This window comes from Candidatus Nitrospira allomarina (assembly GCF_032050975.1).
GTDB classification, from domain to species: domain Bacteria; phylum Nitrospirota; class Nitrospiria; order Nitrospirales; family UBA8639; genus Nitrospira_E; species Nitrospira_E allomarina.
The window spans coordinates 982,855-998,937 of record NZ_CP116967.1 but is presented as its reverse complement, the minus strand read 5'-3'; the positions used below and the strand labels follow the sequence as shown (position 1 = coordinate 998,937).

16 protein-coding genes and 1 tRNA gene are annotated in these 16,083 nt (G+C 49.2%); 15 read left to right on the top strand and 2 right to left on the bottom strand.

Going from position 1 to position 16,083, the window contains the following annotated elements; translation table 11 throughout:
* Positions 1-7 precede the first annotated feature (7 nt).
* The 5 genes from atpG (at position 8) to PP769_RS04270 (ending at position 4,345) form a co-directional block, all read left to right on the top strand.
* Positions 8-883, top strand: coding sequence for an ATP synthase F1 subunit gamma (gene atpG / locus PP769_RS04290; RefSeq protein WP_312645600.1), 876 nt, complete (start codon positions 8-10; stop codon positions 881-883).
* Positions 884-954: 71 nt separating this feature from the next.
* Positions 955-2,412 carry a F0F1 ATP synthase subunit beta gene (gene atpD / locus PP769_RS04285; RefSeq protein ID WP_312645598.1) on the top strand — a complete coding sequence of 486 codons (1,458 nt, stop codon included), beginning with the start codon at positions 955-957 and terminating at the stop codon, positions 2,410-2,412.
* Positions 2,412-2,867, top strand: coding sequence for a F0F1 ATP synthase subunit epsilon (locus PP769_RS04280; protein WP_312645597.1), 456 nt, complete (start codon positions 2,412-2,414; stop codon positions 2,865-2,867). The genes atpD and PP769_RS04280 overlap by 1 nt, the downstream gene beginning before the upstream one ends.
* Positions 2,824-3,861, top strand: coding sequence for an RluA family pseudouridine synthase (locus PP769_RS04275; RefSeq protein WP_312645595.1), 1,038 nt, complete (start codon positions 2,824-2,826; stop codon positions 3,859-3,861). The genes PP769_RS04280 and PP769_RS04275 overlap by 44 nt, the downstream gene beginning before the upstream one ends.
* Before the next feature lie 43 nt (positions 3,862-3,904).
* Entirely contained in the window at positions 3,905-4,345 is a 441-nt protein-coding gene (locus PP769_RS04270) for a hypothetical protein (RefSeq protein ID WP_312645593.1), read from the top strand.
* Positions 4,346-4,681: 336 nt separating this feature from the next.
* Here PP769_RS04270 and PP769_RS04265 read toward each other — a convergent pair whose 3' ends face one another.
* A complete protein-coding gene (locus PP769_RS04265; protein WP_312645590.1) occupies positions 4,682-4,993 on the bottom strand; it encodes a hypothetical protein in 312 nt (103 codons plus the stop codon).
* Between the two features lie 231 nt (positions 4,994-5,224).
* Here PP769_RS04265 and PP769_RS04260 point away from each other — a divergent pair.
* The 6 genes from PP769_RS04260 to PP769_RS04235 all read left to right on the top strand — a co-directional run bounded on the left by PP769_RS04260 (position 5,225) and on the right by PP769_RS04235 (position 10,955).
* Positions 5,225-5,301, top strand: a tRNA-Arg gene (locus tag PP769_RS04260).
* Positions 5,302-5,652: 351 nt separating this feature from the next.
* Positions 5,653-7,371 (top strand): ArnT family glycosyltransferase, encoded by a 1,719-nt coding sequence (locus tag PP769_RS04255; protein WP_312645588.1) that lies wholly within the window; start codon positions 5,653-5,655, stop codon positions 7,369-7,371.
* Positions 7,372-7,540: 169 nt separating this feature from the next.
* Entirely contained in the window at positions 7,541-8,332 is a 792-nt protein-coding gene (locus PP769_RS04250) for a dienelactone hydrolase family protein (RefSeq protein WP_312645586.1), read from the top strand.
* A 165-nt stretch (positions 8,333-8,497) separates the two neighbouring features.
* Positions 8,498-10,366, top strand: coding sequence for a carbamoyltransferase family protein (locus PP769_RS04245; protein ID WP_312645584.1), 1,869 nt, complete (start codon positions 8,498-8,500; stop codon positions 10,364-10,366).
* A gap of 18 nt (positions 10,367-10,384) precedes the next feature.
* A complete protein-coding gene (locus PP769_RS04240) occupies positions 10,385-10,789 on the top strand; it encodes an SxtJ family membrane protein (protein ID WP_312645582.1) in 405 nt (134 codons plus the stop codon).
* A 13-nt stretch (positions 10,790-10,802) separates the two neighbouring features.
* Complete coding sequence (locus tag PP769_RS04235) at positions 10,803-10,955, top strand: DUF5989 family protein (RefSeq protein WP_312645580.1); 153 nt, start codon at positions 10,803-10,805, stop codon at positions 10,953-10,955.
* Between the two features lie 151 nt (positions 10,956-11,106).
* On the opposite strand, the gene PP769_RS04230 is transcribed toward PP769_RS04235, so the two are convergent.
* Positions 11,107-11,415, bottom strand: coding sequence for a hypothetical protein (locus PP769_RS04230; RefSeq protein ID WP_312645577.1), 309 nt, complete (start codon positions 11,413-11,415; stop codon positions 11,107-11,109).
* 1,136 nt (positions 11,416-12,551) lie between these two features.
* Between PP769_RS04230 and PP769_RS04225 the strand changes: the two genes are divergently transcribed.
* Genes PP769_RS04225 through PP769_RS04210 form a run of 4 tightly spaced genes read left to right on the top strand, consistent with a single transcriptional unit; the run spans position 12,552 to position 16,082 of the window.
* Positions 12,552-13,526 (top strand): AAA family ATPase, encoded by a 975-nt coding sequence (locus tag PP769_RS04225; RefSeq protein WP_312645575.1) that lies wholly within the window; start codon positions 12,552-12,554, stop codon positions 13,524-13,526.
* Entirely contained in the window at positions 13,510-14,517 is a 1,008-nt protein-coding gene (locus PP769_RS04220) for a DUF58 domain-containing protein (RefSeq protein ID WP_312645573.1), read from the top strand. The genes PP769_RS04225 and PP769_RS04220 overlap by 17 nt, the downstream gene beginning before the upstream one ends.
* 15 nt (positions 14,518-14,532) lie before the next feature.
* The gene (locus tag PP769_RS04215) at positions 14,533-15,030 is read left to right on the top strand and encodes a DUF4381 domain-containing protein (RefSeq protein WP_312645571.1); all 498 of its coding nucleotides are present in this window, start codon (positions 14,533-14,535) and stop codon (positions 15,028-15,030) included.
* Positions 15,027-16,082 (top strand): vWA domain-containing protein, encoded by a 1,056-nt coding sequence (locus PP769_RS04210; protein WP_312645569.1) that lies wholly within the window; start codon positions 15,027-15,029, stop codon positions 16,080-16,082. Before PP769_RS04215 ends, PP769_RS04210 begins: the two co-directional genes overlap by 4 nt.
* Position 16,083 lies beyond the last annotated feature (1 nt).

Genomic DNA, 16,083 nt, shown 5'->3' with positions numbered 1-16,083 from the left:
TTTTGCTATGCCAAGTCTTCAAAGCCTCCGACGAAAAATTGCGTCTGTCAAAAACACGCAGAAGATAACCAAAGCCATGAAAATGGTGTCTGCGGCCAAGTTGAAACGCGCGCAGGATCGTATCTTAGCGGCTAGGCCCTATGCGCATCAGTTACGGGAAGTCATGGGACACCTGAGCGAACGGGTCAATCGTGCCTCCCATCCTCTCCTTCAGCGCCGGGACGGGAATGCGATGGAACTTCTGGTGGTGACAAGCGACCGCGGGCTTTGCGGGGCCTTTAATACCAATATTCTCCGTCAGGCCGTTGAATTTTTGGAGGAGCAGACCAGACAGGGGAAACATGTGTCGGTCAGTCTCGCCGGAAGGAAATCGATTGATTTCTTCCGACGACGAAATTGGAAGATTCGTCAGCAATGGGGGGGAGTCTTTGATCGCCTTAGTTTTGAGCATGCCCTGGATATCGGGCAGGACATTATCTCTCAGTATCAAGAAGGCACCTTTGATCACTTATATGTGGTCTACAACGAATTTAAATCGGTCATGCAGCAGCAGGTGATCATTGAAAAGCTGCTCCCCATTGAATCGGTCCAGGAGCCTGGTGGAAGAGAGAAGCCGGTGGCAGCCGGGAGTTATCTGTATGAGCCAGATGAAAATGAATTGTTGGCCACCTTATTGCCGAAACATTTTGAAATACAAACGTATCGGGTCTTATTAGAATCGGCTGCCGCGGAACAGGCTGCACGAATGACGGCCATGGATGGGGCCACACGGAATGCCGGAGAATTAATCAAAAAGGTCACGTTATTTTATAACAAGACGCGCCAGGCCGCGATTACCAAAGAATTGATGGATATCGTGGGAGGCGCAGAGGCCCTGAAATAAATCGAAGGTTGATCCTGGCCGGGCACGGAAGACCGTGTGCCGTTCACCAATCTTTTTCAACCAAGGAGTCTATGGTGGGTACGGATGTCGGAAATGGAAGAGTCATTCAAGTCATTGGACCGGTGGTGGACGTGGAGTTTCCTCCAGGGAAACTTCCTCATATTTTTAATGCCATAACGATCACTCATCGCTCGGACGGTCAGAGCGGACAGTCGGACATCCAGGTCACCTTGGAAGTGGCCCAGCACCTTGGGGAAAACCGGGTAAGGGCCGTGGCAATGTCTTCGACCGATGGATTGGTCCGGGGTTTAGAGGTGAAAGATACCGGTGCGGCGATTTCTGTTCCCGTTGGACGGGAAACCCTCGGACGGGTCGTCAATGTTTTGGGTGAACCTGTTGATGGCTTCGGTGCCGTCAAAACGGAAAAACGATGGTCCATTCACCGTCCGGCCCCTGCGTTAGAAGATCAGGAAACCAAAACTGAAATATTGGAAACCGGAATTAAAGTTATCGACCTGTTGGAGCCCTATGCCAAAGGGGGAAAGGTCGGGTTGTTCGGTGGTGCCGGCGTAGGTAAAACCGTCATCATCATGGAACTTATCAATAATATCGCCCTTCACCATGGCGGTTTTTCAGTTTTTGCCGGCGTCGGTGAACGGACTCGTGAAGGTAATGATCTTTGGCATGAAATGCAGGAGTCCAAGGTCATTGATCCTCATGATTTTTCAAAATCGAAAGCTGCCTTGGTTTATGGGCAAATGAATGAGCCACCAGGAGCTCGCCTCCGGGTGGGCCTTACCGGACTGACTATCGCCGAATATTTCCGCGATGAGGAGCATCAGGACGTTCTGCTTTTTGTCGACAATATCTTCCGGTTTACTCAGGCCGGATCCGAGGTATCTGCCTTGCTCGGTCGAATGCCATCAGCCGTGGGGTACCAACCGACGTTGGGGACGGAGATGGGGACTTTACAAGAACGGATCACGTCGACCAAGAAGGGATCCATCACTTCGGTTCAAGCGATTTATGTGCCGGCTGACGACTTGACTGACCCAGCCCCGGCAACGGCGTTTGCCCATTTGGATGCCACCACCGTGTTGTCACGACAATTGGCCGAGTTGGGCATCTATCCTGCGGTCGATCCATTGGATTCCACCTCAAGAATTTTAGATCCCCATATTTTGGGTGACGAGCATTACCAGGTAGTGCAACGGGTACAAGGCACTTTGCAACGGTATAAAGATCTTCAGGATATCATCGCCATCTTAGGCATGGACGAATTATCGGAAGACGACAAGCAAACGGTGGCCAGGGCGAGGAAACTCCAACGGTTTCTTTCTCAGCCCTTCCACGTGGCAGAAGCCTTTACTGGATCCCCGGGTAAATATGTGAAACTCGTTGATACCGTTCGAAGCTTCAAAGAAATCGTGGATGGTAAATACGATGACCTTCCCGAGCAAGCCTTCTATATGGTTGGACCAATCGAAGAAGCCATCGAAAAAGCTGAAAAACTCGGATACAAACGATAATGGCAGGTGCTGGTGTGGGGACGTCATCAGGGAAAATTCTTTTAGAGGTGGTCACCCCCGATCACCGTTTGCTCAGTAAGGAAGTCGACTACGTGTCAGCTCCTGGGAGTGAGGGAGATTTCGGTGTCCTGCCTGGCCATTGTCATTTTCTGACTACCTTGCGAATTGGCGAACTTCAATACCGTATTGGTGAACAGACTGAATACATGGCTGTGCTCTGGGGGTTTGCTGAAGTGACGCCGACCAAGGTGACGATTCTGGCCGAAATTGCCGAAAAGGCTGAAGACATTAATGTAGAACGGGCCGAGGATGCCGTTCGAAAAGCGGAAGAACGTCTGGAGCGTGGTGGGTTACCCTCGGAAGTTGAGGAAGCTCGCGTCAGTTTGGAAAAGGCCCGCCTCCGGCAAAAAATTGCCGGTCGCCACCGCCAACAGGCCGGTTCCCGTCTTATATAAAGTAACCGATCGCCCCGTTTTTTTATCTGCCATGCCGCATATCGCTACGCGGACGGAGTTCATCGTCACCGCAGGCGAATCGCCCAAACGCCTTGATCATTTTCTTGCCAATCGCGAACCCTATTTTTCCCGAACAGCCCTCCAACGATTAATTGAAGACGGCCATATAACGGTCGGTGGTCAGGTTGTGAAACCCAGCCACAAGGTCAGGCCTGGTGATTGCGTTGTGCTGGTCGTACCGCGTCCAGAGCCCGTGGCGATCAATCCTGAACCAATTCCCCTTGTCATCCTCTATGAAGATGAATTCCTATTGGTTCTCAACAAACCGGCCGGCCTTGTGGTTCATCCGGCTCCGGGTCATTGGACCGGGACCTTGGTTAATGCGCTCCTGCATCACATGCAACGCGGGGAAGGGCATCTTTCAACTATTGGAGGAAAGGAACGTCCGGGATTGGTGCATCGACTTGACAAGGAAACGACAGGGATTTTAGTCGTGGCCAAAAATGATCAGGCTCACCGGATATTGGCGGGACAATTCAAAGCCCACTCCATCATTCGGGTCTATGAGGCGTTTGTGTGGGAAGGGCCCAAGACACGGGAAGGCCGGATTGAGTTGTCGATCGGACGAGATACCAAAGATCGGAAAACCTTTTCCGCACGCACAACCAATCCCAAGGAGTCACTGACCAGTTACCGGGTGAAAGAACGATTTGGGGCAGCGGCGGCACATGTGGAATTATTCCCTGGTACAGGACGCACGCATCAGCTACGAGTTCACCTCAAGGCTATCGGATGTCCGATCTTGGGTGACCAAACCTATGGAGGGAAAAAAGTTATGGTTGTTGGAGGGATTGGCATTCCCCGTGTGATGTTGCATGCCAAAGTTCTTGGTTTCGTACATCCTGTTTCCAACAAAATGGTGACATTTTCAGCGGAGTTGCCTGAAGATATGATGACCGTACTGAATGCCTTGAAGGGCAAGGAAGACGAATGATTGTCTTGACAAGCAGGCAAGCGATTGGAGTAGATTTCAACATATGAATAAAGAGGCAAAACTTGAACCTGGGCAGGTGGTTGACACATTGGGAGAACTGATTGCCAGTTTGGCGGCTTTTGCCGCGAAGGTACCGGCCAAGTCCATGCTGGCATTGTCTGGTGGAATTCGTCCGACACCTGAGGCAGTCGATGCGTATGAAACCACGGTCTATCGATTTCGTGACCGAGTAGGAGTCACGTACAAAACTCTCCCTCCATTATTTGTCGAATCCTTAGAAGCCTTCGAGACGGGAAAAGTATTTGATGCCGTGCCTCCCCTGTTGCAATGCGTTGAACAGTTGGTGGAATTGCACAATCAGGAAACTATTAAATTCTCTCCACCTCAACAACAACGTCTTCGTGACTATCATCGCCGCTTAGAAAGACTAGTCCCTGAAGCCACCCAATCCGAAATCGATCTCCCTGCCCCTGAATCGTATTAGTCATTTCATAATCACTACGCAGGATACCAATGCTTATCCAGGGGGGCACTGGGGAATAGTCGCAGAGAAATTTCCTGCGGTATTAATCGGAATGGTGCCTCCGTTTTTTTTTGAGGCAACTTCATCCTTCCATCATACTTCCAATTTATGGACGGAGCTCTATTTCCAAAAATATGAGCGATTTTTGGGGCGTCGGTCTATAGGGATTACACAATGCGGGATGGCTTGAATTTTGGGTAATTAGCTGAATTCTAAGAAGATTAGGGAAAGAGTCGGTTCGAGCCCTTTTTTTTATTCAAGAACGTTGGCGATTGGATCTCTTTTAGAGAAGAGTAATTAATTCAAGTTTGCGGGAAGAAGAAACTGAAGACTTGTTCGGAGGATAAGTTGGTTTCCGCTGGAAAAGGGCGGGGAAATTACTCGCCAATTTCTTCCTTTATCTCGTAATCCTTCTCCAATCAAGGTCAGTTGGGAATAAGCCTCCTTATCAAACGCCTTGGCCAGGCTCAGATTGCAAAGGAAGGTTTTACACCCTGAGTGGTAAGAACGAAAGACCAACAAACCCAATTCTTTGGCAACTTGTTTATTAAACTGTCCTTGCACATGAAACATGATGGTATCAGAGGCCAACTGTTCGGTACGTATCATTTGATTCCTGACGGTCAGAAATAGGAAAAAGTATCTTGCTCAAGCCCATTTCAACCCAATAGGAGTTTCCGTGACTATTCCCCAGAGGGGTGGGCCCAAGAGGTGAAAGCTACGAACTGGTCACCTACCTTAAAGGGAATATGAAGACGCGAGAATTAGCCAGGGGAAGCCTGACTAATTAAGAGATTGGTTGACGGGGACCTTGGTGGGATGTATAAATCAATTCTTCATGCGTCCGTAGCTCAATTGGATAGAGCATCGGCCTTCGGAGCCGAGGGTTGGGGGTTCAAGTCCCTCCGGGCGCACCATTCAGATTTCCCCAGTTGCCTTTTGCCTTGATGATGGTAGTATCCCCACTCCCCACTCGTAGGGCATTACGTGTATACGTAATATTGAAGCCGATCACACACCAGGAAACGTCGATTCTTCTGTTGTATTTTTTCCTTCCTCCTAATGCATGGCATATCTTCAATTAGGGCAAGCATAAAAGCATTGATGCCCATTCACCAGATCCAGTTTAATACCCCTTTCCGAAATTCTAAGAAATGAGTTGGTCGAATAGTCGCGTGAGTTAACAAATCCAGGGTTTTTGTTGTAGGGTGTGCCAACACATTGTCGGTAATGATCATCATGGGCAGTGGGATATCTTCTCTTTTCTAATGAATACCTCCTGGATTGCGTTCCTTGAACGCCCCGCTATCCATATTTCGCTTCTTTTAGTCATTGGTTTTTTGGCGTTTAGCTCCAATGCATCTATTTCTCTGTTCGGGGAAACCGAGGGTTTGTACGCCATTATCACCCACACCATGATGGCGGCCGAGGATTATGTGCATCTTTGGTTACGGGGAGAGCCGTATTTTAGTAAACCGCCTCTTTTCTTTTGGCTTCAGGCGGGATTCATTCATGGTTTGGGATGGAGTGAGACCGCCTTACGGTTGCCGTCGATTCTATCCAGTTTGGGAACAATGATAACGACCTATTACTTAGGCCGCCTGTTGTTTTCAGAAAGGGCAGGATTTTGGAGCGCGTTGGTATGTGCGACCTGTTATGCGGGCTTATGGTTTGGTCCATTGGCCATAATCGATCCTGTGTTAACTTTTTGTATGACATTGGGGATGTATGCCTGGGCCCGCGCGTATTTTCAAGAATCTTCACAGTGGTGGTATTTAATCGGTTTTGTGGCGTTGGCGTTGGGCTCGATGGTTAAAACGTTACATGCCATGGCCTTGCCGGTTCTGGTAATGGGAATATTCTTATGGATGCGCCGTGATGGGCGAGTATTTCGGGAATGGCATTTTTGGGTTGGAGCCGTATTGAGTGGCTTGTTACTCGGTGCCTACTACCTGTTGCTTGGCCCCGAATTCAGGCAGCATTTTTTCTTTGAAGAAAATCTCAAACGCATGATCAGCGTATCCGGCGATCAACAATATTCTGCGTGGGAGGCCTATTGGGGCAAACGTCCCATTTTTTGGTATGGTCTCGTAATCTGGTTCGACTTTTTCCCCTGGTCGGCCTTACTTCCCTTTGGCCTTTTTCTCATATGGAAGCGTCGTCCCTGGCTTGAGTCGCCCAAAGAATTGTGGGTATTTCTCTGGGTCGTGGCGTACTTTGTGGCGATGAGTTTGGGGCCCGAAAAGCATGAACGGTATCTTATACCTCTCCTACCGGCATTCGGTTTGTTGGTCGGCTATGTGTACCATCGACTGCTGCATGAAGCACCAATCTCAGAAGGAAAGGGTATGTTGAGGGGCTTGTTAGCATGCTTAGGGGGCGTTTTTGTGGTTTCGGTATTTCTTGGACCTATTCTGTTGCAAAAAAAATGGCATGTCCCGTTGGACATCATTCCTTTGGCTCTTCGTGTTGGATTAGGCATGTTAGGCCTGATAATGATTGGCCTGGCTGTCAAGAATTATCTGCGAATGGGTCTTGTGGGTATGGGAGTGTTGGGCGTGGCCCTTATGGTGACGGTGACCGGATTTATTATTCCTGGTATTCAAGCGGAAGGCTCTCCCAGGCTGGCATTTGACGAAAATCAACGGCGACTGAATAATCAAACTGATCCCATATCGGTATTTCAGTCATGGGATTGGCGGGGGGATGAAGATGAATTTTATTGGGATTATCTCCACGGTCGTTCACGAATCGTGGGAAAGGGTCTTAAAGATTCCTTGGCGCTGGAAGAACTAAAAAAGGACGTTCAACAATCTACGCGTTTGGTGATGATGACTAAGGACCAGTATCAAAAAATCATTTCCGGTGCCCCGAATTTAAGTGCCAATGTGTTATTTGAGTTCTATCGTTCAAAAAAGAATATTGTGCTTCTTTCTCTCGGTTGGAGAGCACAACTGGCGGATTCTTTGGAGACACAAAAACAATGAATTCAAAAAAAATTGCTAAATGCTGAATTTACCGTAAAATTTAGTATCTGACCATTTTTGAAGCGTTTTGGTTAATGACTGGAAGAAATAGTACTAAATCGAAATCATGTCATAGTCTGCATACCGGTCCGAATTCTTACTGAACCATTAAAGTGAAGAAGCAGAAATCATGAATTATTTCCATCGATCAGGTCTATGTCTTCTCATGATTGCGTGTGTATGGTCTTCGCAAGTGGACGCGAGGGTGCAGATCACAACTGTCCCTTACAATCATGGGAAAGTTGTTTTGGAAGGAGTCGTGGCCTGGGATGATGAGATAAAGGGTAAACGTCCGGGAATTTTGGTTGTTCACGAATGGTGGGGCCTAAATGAATATGCTCGAACTCGTACGGAACAATTGGCGGCCTTGGGATATGTGGCGGTGGCGGTGGATATGTATGGAAAGGGAAAAGTGACCACTCATCCAGATGAGGCCAGGCAATGGATGCTACAAACTACAGCCAATGTTAAGATATGGCAGGCCAGGGCGAAAGAGGGATTACGGCTTCTTCAGACAAATCCCCTGGTAGATCAAACCCGTTTAGCAGCTATTGGGTATTGTTTTGGAGGGGCGACGGTTATGCAAATGGTGTATGATGGAGCACCGGTCAAAGGAGTCGTAAGTTTCCACGGGTCGCTCCCTCTCCCGTCCGCATCTTCTGCCATAAAGAGTTCAGTCAAAATGCTCATTGCCCATGGAGAGGCCGATCCGTTTCTTAGCCAAGACCACATTACGAAATTTAAACATGCTTTAGACGAGGCTGGGTTAGATTGGCACATGGTGATTTATGGAGGTGCCCAACATGGATTCACCAACCCTTCGGCCAATCAATATGGGATGACCGGGGTGCAATATCAGGAGCAAGCTGATCGACGGTCATGGGAGCACATGAAATTGTTTTTTGATGAACTGTTTCAATAAGTAGAATAAGTCCGGTAGGAGGTTTTCAATCGATCGAAGGGGAAGCAGGGAAGAATCGTTAGTAAAGTTCTTCTTCATTTTCACCGAAAATTTAGAGTTTACGGGTTTTCTGTCTGGGCATGACATCCAACATGCCAAAGGCAAGCTCTTATTGTAAGGAAAAACATGACAACGCCAAACAGGAAATTAACATCAATTCTGGGTGTTTCCGCCTATTACCACGATAGCGCGGCTTGTCTCATCCAGAATGGCAAGATTGTGGCGGCTGCTCAAGAAGAACGGTTCACGCGAAAAAAGCATGATGCCGGGTTCCCGAGCCATGCGGTGGAGTATTGTCTCCGGCAAGGCGGGGTTGGCATGCGCGACGTCGATTATCTGGTATTCTATGACAAACCTTTCGTCAAATTTGAACGTTTGTTGGAAACGTATTTGTCCTATGCGCCGAAGGGACTAGGATCGTTTCTAACCGCCATTCCTGTGTGGATCAAAGAAAAGCTGTTCCTGCGAAACTTACTAGAAAAAGCTTTTCGTCAGGTAGGGAGTCTCGAAAAAAAAGAGAACTTGCCCCCTTTGCTTTTTGGGGAGCACCATGAATCACATGCGGCCGGGGCCTTTTTCCCTTCTCCTTATGAGGAAGCGGTTGTTCTATGTATGGACGGTGTGGGCGAATGGGCGACCACTTCGGCCTGGATCGGGCGGGGAAACCAATTAACACCTTTATGGGAAATTCCCTTTCCGCATTCCATCGGGCTACTGTATTCGGCCTTTACCTACTATACCGGGTTTAAGGTCAATTCCGGTGAATATAAAGTGATGGGTCTCGCTCCCTATGGAGAGCCCAAGTATGTGAAAACGATTTTGGACAATGTGGTGGATGTGAAGCCGGATGGTACCTTCCGGCTCAATATGGACTATTTTGATTACTGTACCGGATTACGGATGACCAATAACAAGTTCGACGCCATATTTGGTGGTCCTCCGCGTCAGGCGGAAAGTACTCTCACTCAGCGGGAAATGGATCTGGCCCGGTCTGTACAGGAAGTCACCGAGATGGTCATGCTCCGTCTGGCTAACAGCCTTTATCGAGAAACGGGCCTTTCCCATCTTTGCCTTTCCGGAGGGGTGGCCTTGAATTGTGTCGGAAACGGAAGAGTGCTGCGGGAAGGTCCTTTCAGCGGGCTGTGGATTCAGCCGGCCGCAGGCGATGCGGGGAGCGCGTTGGGGGCGGCCTTAAATGTGCATTACAGCTATCTGAATCAGCCTCGGGTATGCCAGGGCCCTAGTGATTCGATGCGAGGCAGTTATTTAGGGCCACGCTTTTCCAACGAGGACATTGAATCCAGGCTCCAACAGCTTGAAGCCAGGTATGAGCGCGTGGAGGATTCGGACCTGTATCGTCGAGTGGCGGAGTATTTGGCTGAGGGAAAGGTCATTGGATGGTTACAAGGGCACATGGAATTCGGTCCTCGGGCTCTAGGAGGACGAAGTATCTTGGGCGACCCTCGTAGCGAGAAAATGCAATCGGTCATGAATTTAAAAATTAAATATCGGGAATCCTTCCGTCCCTTTGCGCCATCGGTTTTACGAGAACGGGTGTCCGAGTATTTTGAAATGGATACCGATAGTCCTTACATGTTACTGGTGGCCCCGGTTGTCGAGAAGCGACGACGAGCGGTACAACCGGATCAACAAAAACTTTGGGGAATTGATCTACTCAATGTTCCCAAATCGGATATTCCAGCAGTGACCCATGTGGATTATTCCGCCAGGGTTCAGACGGTGTCACCTGATACCAATCCTCGCTACTATCAATTATTGCAAGAGTTTGAAAAGCAAACCGGGTGTGCAGTGTTGATCAATACCTCGTTTAATGTTCGAGGGGAACCGATTGTCTGTACGCCTGAAGATGCCTACCGGTGTTTCATGCGGACGGAGATGGATGTCCTTGTGCTGGAAAATTGTCTCGTTTTGAAGGAACACCAAAAGCCGGTGCAAAAGGATGAGACGTGGATGAAAGAATTTGAATTGGATTAAGCCTGAAAGAATAACGACATGATATCAACGATTAATCAACCAACGACCAAGGATCTTCGCTCGTTCGGCCTGTTAATGGGCGGAGTCTTTTTAATAGTAGCAGTATGGCCATTGGTCATTCATGGAGAAAGTATTCGAGTGTGGGCAAGTCTTTTCGCCGGGGCCTTTGGAGCAATGGGTTTGATTTTTCCAAAAGGTCTGAAGCCCATGCATCGAGTATGGATGAAGATCGGGGAAAAATTAGGGTGGATTAATTCCCGGATAATCTTAAGCCTACTGTTTTTTGGGATGTTTACTCCCATGGCATTTGTCATGGGATTATTAGGCAAACGACCATTGCAACTTGGCTATGACCCCAAGGCCAACAGCTATCGCGTGGTCAAAAAGGCCAGAGCCGCAGACCATGTGCTGAAACCCTTCTAAGGAGGAACAACAGATGACAGGTTTTCTTGGGGAATTGTGGGACTTTATGCGGGAACGAAAAAAGTTCTGGCTTGCCCCCATCATCATCATGCTCTTATTACTCGGCGGTCTTATAATCCTGAGTGAGGGTTCAGCCGTCGCCCCCTTCATCTATACTTTGTTCTAACTCCAGGGGGTAATTGGTGGATCTTTGGACATTCATTTGAGCGACAGACAAAAGTAATCCTGCTGAAAGAAAAGGAGGGAGTTTTTAGCTCCCTCCTTTTGACACCCCCTGGCGTTCCCAATCGTACGGGGACACATTGTGGACGTATCACTTACTTCGTGGAATTACTCTTTGTGTCCATGGATTTTAATGCTCCAGGCGACACAATATTCGGCCGTTCTTCCTTTCCAGGATTCATGGCATGCGCATCATGAAATCCCGCAGCTTGTTGGAGTGATTCATCCCGGCTTGGTTGAGTTTGTCCCGGGTCATTAGCTACCGATTGCCCCGTCACGGGAGACTTCGCGTCTCCCATGGGATACCCTGGATGGTTTGGCAACATGTCTGGATTTCCCAGGGCTAATGTACTTCCTAAAAATACACTTCCTATTACGTAAATGGCGCATAGTTTACGGTTCATGATCATCCCCTCCTCTTTATTCGATACGATTGGAAATCAAGGGGTGCAGAACAAAAACCTAGCCCAGGTCTCTTTGTTGGAAACCTCTTCCGTTGTCCTTTACTTCCTGTCCCTCCTGTTTTAATTGTGAGTTTTACCGACTTCGTGTGAACAGGTAATTTGGCCAAAGATGCGGTTCAGTCCGGCACTTGTCTGTGCCCTATCATTAGAAAGGGATGAGGAGGATTTCTGTATGGTGTACAATACAGCATAGGTCACCGCATTGATTGACGGGAGGATTGAGTTTATGCCTTTATGGTAAAACTGAAATACGACAATGGGCAAGTGGCGCAAAATGGGGGAGGTCTGTTGAGCGAGGCAGATAAAAAACTATCCTGGTAAAGGGAGAATGTTGCGATTGTTTTTAAAATGAAAAACCCCAAATATTAAATCAAATCAATATGAAATGAACAGTGATCACAATAAAATTGATTGCATAGGAATAATGAAACTGCCGGAAGAAAATATAAGACATCACCAGTTTGTAAATGAAAAAAAGTATGATGGTTGGCGGCAAGCCGTGGACGAAAGTTCTTCTGGGATGACGCTTGTGAATGTGCACGCCGTGGGCGTGGGGAAGTTCCAACCCAATGAAATCTTACATTGAAGGATTTGCGCCGTATTTTTCTCCTCAATAGACTTTCGTGAACTCAGAATTACGTGTTGTATGGGAGAAATCCACGGCTACCCCTGCATATGAATACGCATGACGGCTGCAAAGCGGCTGGAGCATGTGCCTTTGGGGTACGTGCCATTCGTCCGGATGAAACATTTGAAATAACGGGTCTTTCTCCCTGAACATATCCCTATCATTGCACACGGCACTCCATCATGGGGGTATGGTGGAAGGCATTCCTCTCGCGAACCCATCCATCTGACTTTCAAGGGGTCGTTGAGAAGATAAATGGATTTGGAGGTTCTTTGGGTAGGGACCATTTTTCCGCCAAAACCCTTGACTCTCAAAAATGGTAAATTATTATAAAAAAGAGGCTCTCAGAATATGCAGCATAACAAGTTGAGATTGCCCCATTTCCATGGAAGAAGGGGAATCAGTAATATTTTGAATATGGGAACCCACCGGGTTCATATCAAGACAGATGTCTGGATCTGAACACGAGCAGATAGCAAGGCTTCGAGCCTTTTTGAATCAACAGGTGATTGGACAAGAGGGTCTTACCCTCAGGCTTTTGATTGCCTTATTGGCTGATGGACACCTTCTTGTGGAAGGTGCGCCAGGTTTAGCCAAAACTACCGCTATAAAAACGTTGGCCTCCGGGATTGAGGCTGATTTTCACCGGATTCAGTTTACCCCGGATTTACTCCCCGCTGATATTACCGGGACCGATATTTATCGTCCTCACGACGGCTCTTTTCGCTTTCAACCGGGACCGATTTTTCACAATCTTGTCTTGGCCGATGAAATCAATCGGGCCCCCGCTAAGGTTCAGGCCGCCCTCTTAGAGGCCATGGGAGAACATCAAGTGACAATCGGGCGAACAAGTTATCCCTTGCCCGAGTTGTTTTTAGTCATGGCCACCCAAAATCCCATTGAGCAGGAAGGAACGTATCCTTTGCCTGAAGCGCAATTGGATCGTTTCCTCCTCTATGTCCGGGTGCAATATCCTGCTGTGGAAGGAGAGCGGAAAATTGTCGAACTTGTTCGTCGACAAGCCAGGGCAATTTCTGGGGATGGAACGACAGCCCCCACGCCCGTTCCTCAAAAGGTGATTGTGGCGGCTCGACGACAGATGTGGGATTTATATGTCGCGCCAGCACTAGAAGAATATATCGTCCAATTAGTCATGGCCACGCGTGAGCCTGGACCGTATAGCGCCATGCTGAAGCGATGGATCCGGTTTGGAGCCAGCCCCCGGGCAACCATTGGAATGGAGCGTTGTGCCAGAGCTCATGCCTGGCTGGAAGGACGCGATTATGTCTCCCCGGAAGACATACAAGCCGTGGCCCATGATGTGTTGCGCCACCGGGTCTTACTGACCTTTGAAGCGGAAGCGGAGGGGATCAGGACTGATCAGGTGATCTCAGAAATTTTGAATCATGTGGCCGTTCCGTAAACAGACAACCCCATTAGAATCCAGGCAGAACCGTCCTACAGGATTTCAGGGTGTAGAAATTCGGCTTGCCGATCTCATCAACATGCGTCACCAGACAGGGATATTGGGAATCAAAACCAGGAAGCGGGTTCATACCCTTTTGGCTGGCGGAGAGCGATCTCCGTTTAAAGGCAGAGGCATGGATTTTGAAGAATCTCGCCGGTATCAACCGGGTGATGATGTGCGCCTCATGGATTGGCGGGTGATGGCGCGAACTCATGAACCCTACCTCAAGGTCTTTCGCGAAGAACGGGAGCGACCGGTCTTCATCGTAGTGGATAATAGAAAGGCTATGCGATTCGGGACCAAGGTGGCCTTTAAGTCGGTCATTGCCGCCCATGCGGCGGCATTACTGGGATGGGCATCGCAAGAGCGGGGAGACCGGGTTGGGGGAGTGGTTTTTTCAGATGTGGACCATGTGGAACTCCGACCCAGGGGAGGAAGAACCGGAGTGCTACAATTTCTCAATATCCTGGCTCAAGATAGTGCCAACGCGTCACAGATGATTGAGCGCCAGATTTCTAATACCTCACCTTTTCAGTTGGCCTTAAATCGAGTCCAGGCAACCGCGAAGCCCGGAAGCCTCATTTTTCTCTTAAGTGATTTTCGCGATTGGGACCATCAAGCCAAACAGACTCTCATCCGATTGGGCGGACACCAGGATGTGGTGGCGATCTTTATGTATGACCAATTGGAACAAGAGCCCCCCCCTGCCGGGCAATATCCTGTGACGGATGGCACACGCATGGGAATATTGAATACAGGATCTGCCAACATCATCCAATCCTATTCAGCCTGCTTTAGGGAACGTTATGAAGATGTCCGGACTCTGTGCCTGACCCGTGGAATCGGATTCATTCCATTGGGAACCCACGACGATATTCTTTTCCAATTGCGGGGTGGGTTACAGGATCTTGGACATCGCCGAAGCGCCCATCACAGTATGGCATGACGGAAATGGGCTAACATGCCGACAGCAAGTTCTCCCTTACAAGAGCTCCGGGATGTGCATCTGCCACCTCCGATTTCTCTGTGGCCTCCGGCTCCAGGTTGGTGGATCATCTTCGGTTTGGTCATGATGGGAGTCATTCTGTGCCTGTGGATTCTGAGGAATCGACGTCGAAAACAGACGTGTCGCCTTGCGATGAATGAACTGCATGCGATCAAACAGCACTATGAAACCCATCGAGATGATCAATGGCTGATTCAACGCCTTTCAGTCATGATCCGTCGCTATGCCATGGCTACTTTCCCTCGAACTGAGGTCGCAGGGCTAGTTGGAATCTCCTGGCTGCAGTTTTTGGACCGGTCGGGTCGAACCAATCAATTCACTGACGGGGTTGGCCATCTGTTAAGTTCAGGGCCCTACCAACAGCAGTCGGCCGTGTCGGCCGCCGAACTGGTGCCCTTGGTTGAACAATGGATTCAGCAGGTGACTCCATCCACAGGGAAGGGCACGCCATGATGACGTTGGCCTGGCCATGGGTATTGGCGCTTCTTCTGTGTCCCTGGATGGTGCGTCGTTGGGCAACCCCTGTCTCCAATTCATCCGGCCGGGCTATGAAGGTGCCGCATTTCGACGACATTATGGCCCTTCAGACCAACCAGCTGATTGGGCCGACTCGTTCAGGGCATTCAACGTTGTTTTGGGTTGGGATATTAATCTGGGCCGCTCTGGTTCTTGCGGCTGCCCGTCCACAGTGGAGTGGCGAACCTGTAGGATTGCCAACCAGTGGACGTGATCTGATGTTGGCAGTCGATGTCTCCGGCAGCATGAAGATTCCGGATTTTTCGGTAAAAGGACAGGAAGTCACCCGCTTGGAGGTGGTGAAAGCCGCAGCCGGGGAGTTCATCGCTGGCCGAACTGGCGATCGTATAGGGTTGATTGTATTTGGTTCCCAGGCCTACGTGCAGACACCTTTGACATTCGATCGGGATACCGTCAAGGCCATGTTGACGGAAACAGAAATCGGCTTGGCGGGACAGGAAACCGCCATTGGCGATGCGATCGGCCTTGCTGTGAAACGGCTCAGAGAACAACCCGCCGGAAGCCGGGTTTTAGTGCTATTAACTGATGGGGCCAATACCGCGGGGGAAGTCTCGCCCACACAAGCGGCGGCCTTGGCTGAGGAACAAGGTATTCGAATCTATGCTATCGGAGTTGGCGCGGATCGAATGGAGATTGAATCATTTTTCGGCACACAGACGGTGAATCCTTCTCGCGATTTGGATGAAGATACCCTTCGCCACCTTGCCCAACGTACCGGAGGGTTGTACTTGCGTGCCAAAGACACCGAGGGACTTACGAGGGTGTATGAAGAATTAGATCGTCTTGAACCGGCGGCTACGGAAACGGAACTGTTTCGACCGACGACCGAATTATATATATGGCCGTTAGGATTCGCGTTGGCCCTTTCCTGTGCAATGGCCATGTCTTTCATCTGGAATAGAAATTGGGTTCTCCGATCGAGATGGAGAGCGGAAGCGATCTCCGCACAAGCAGGAGCCGGACGATAAG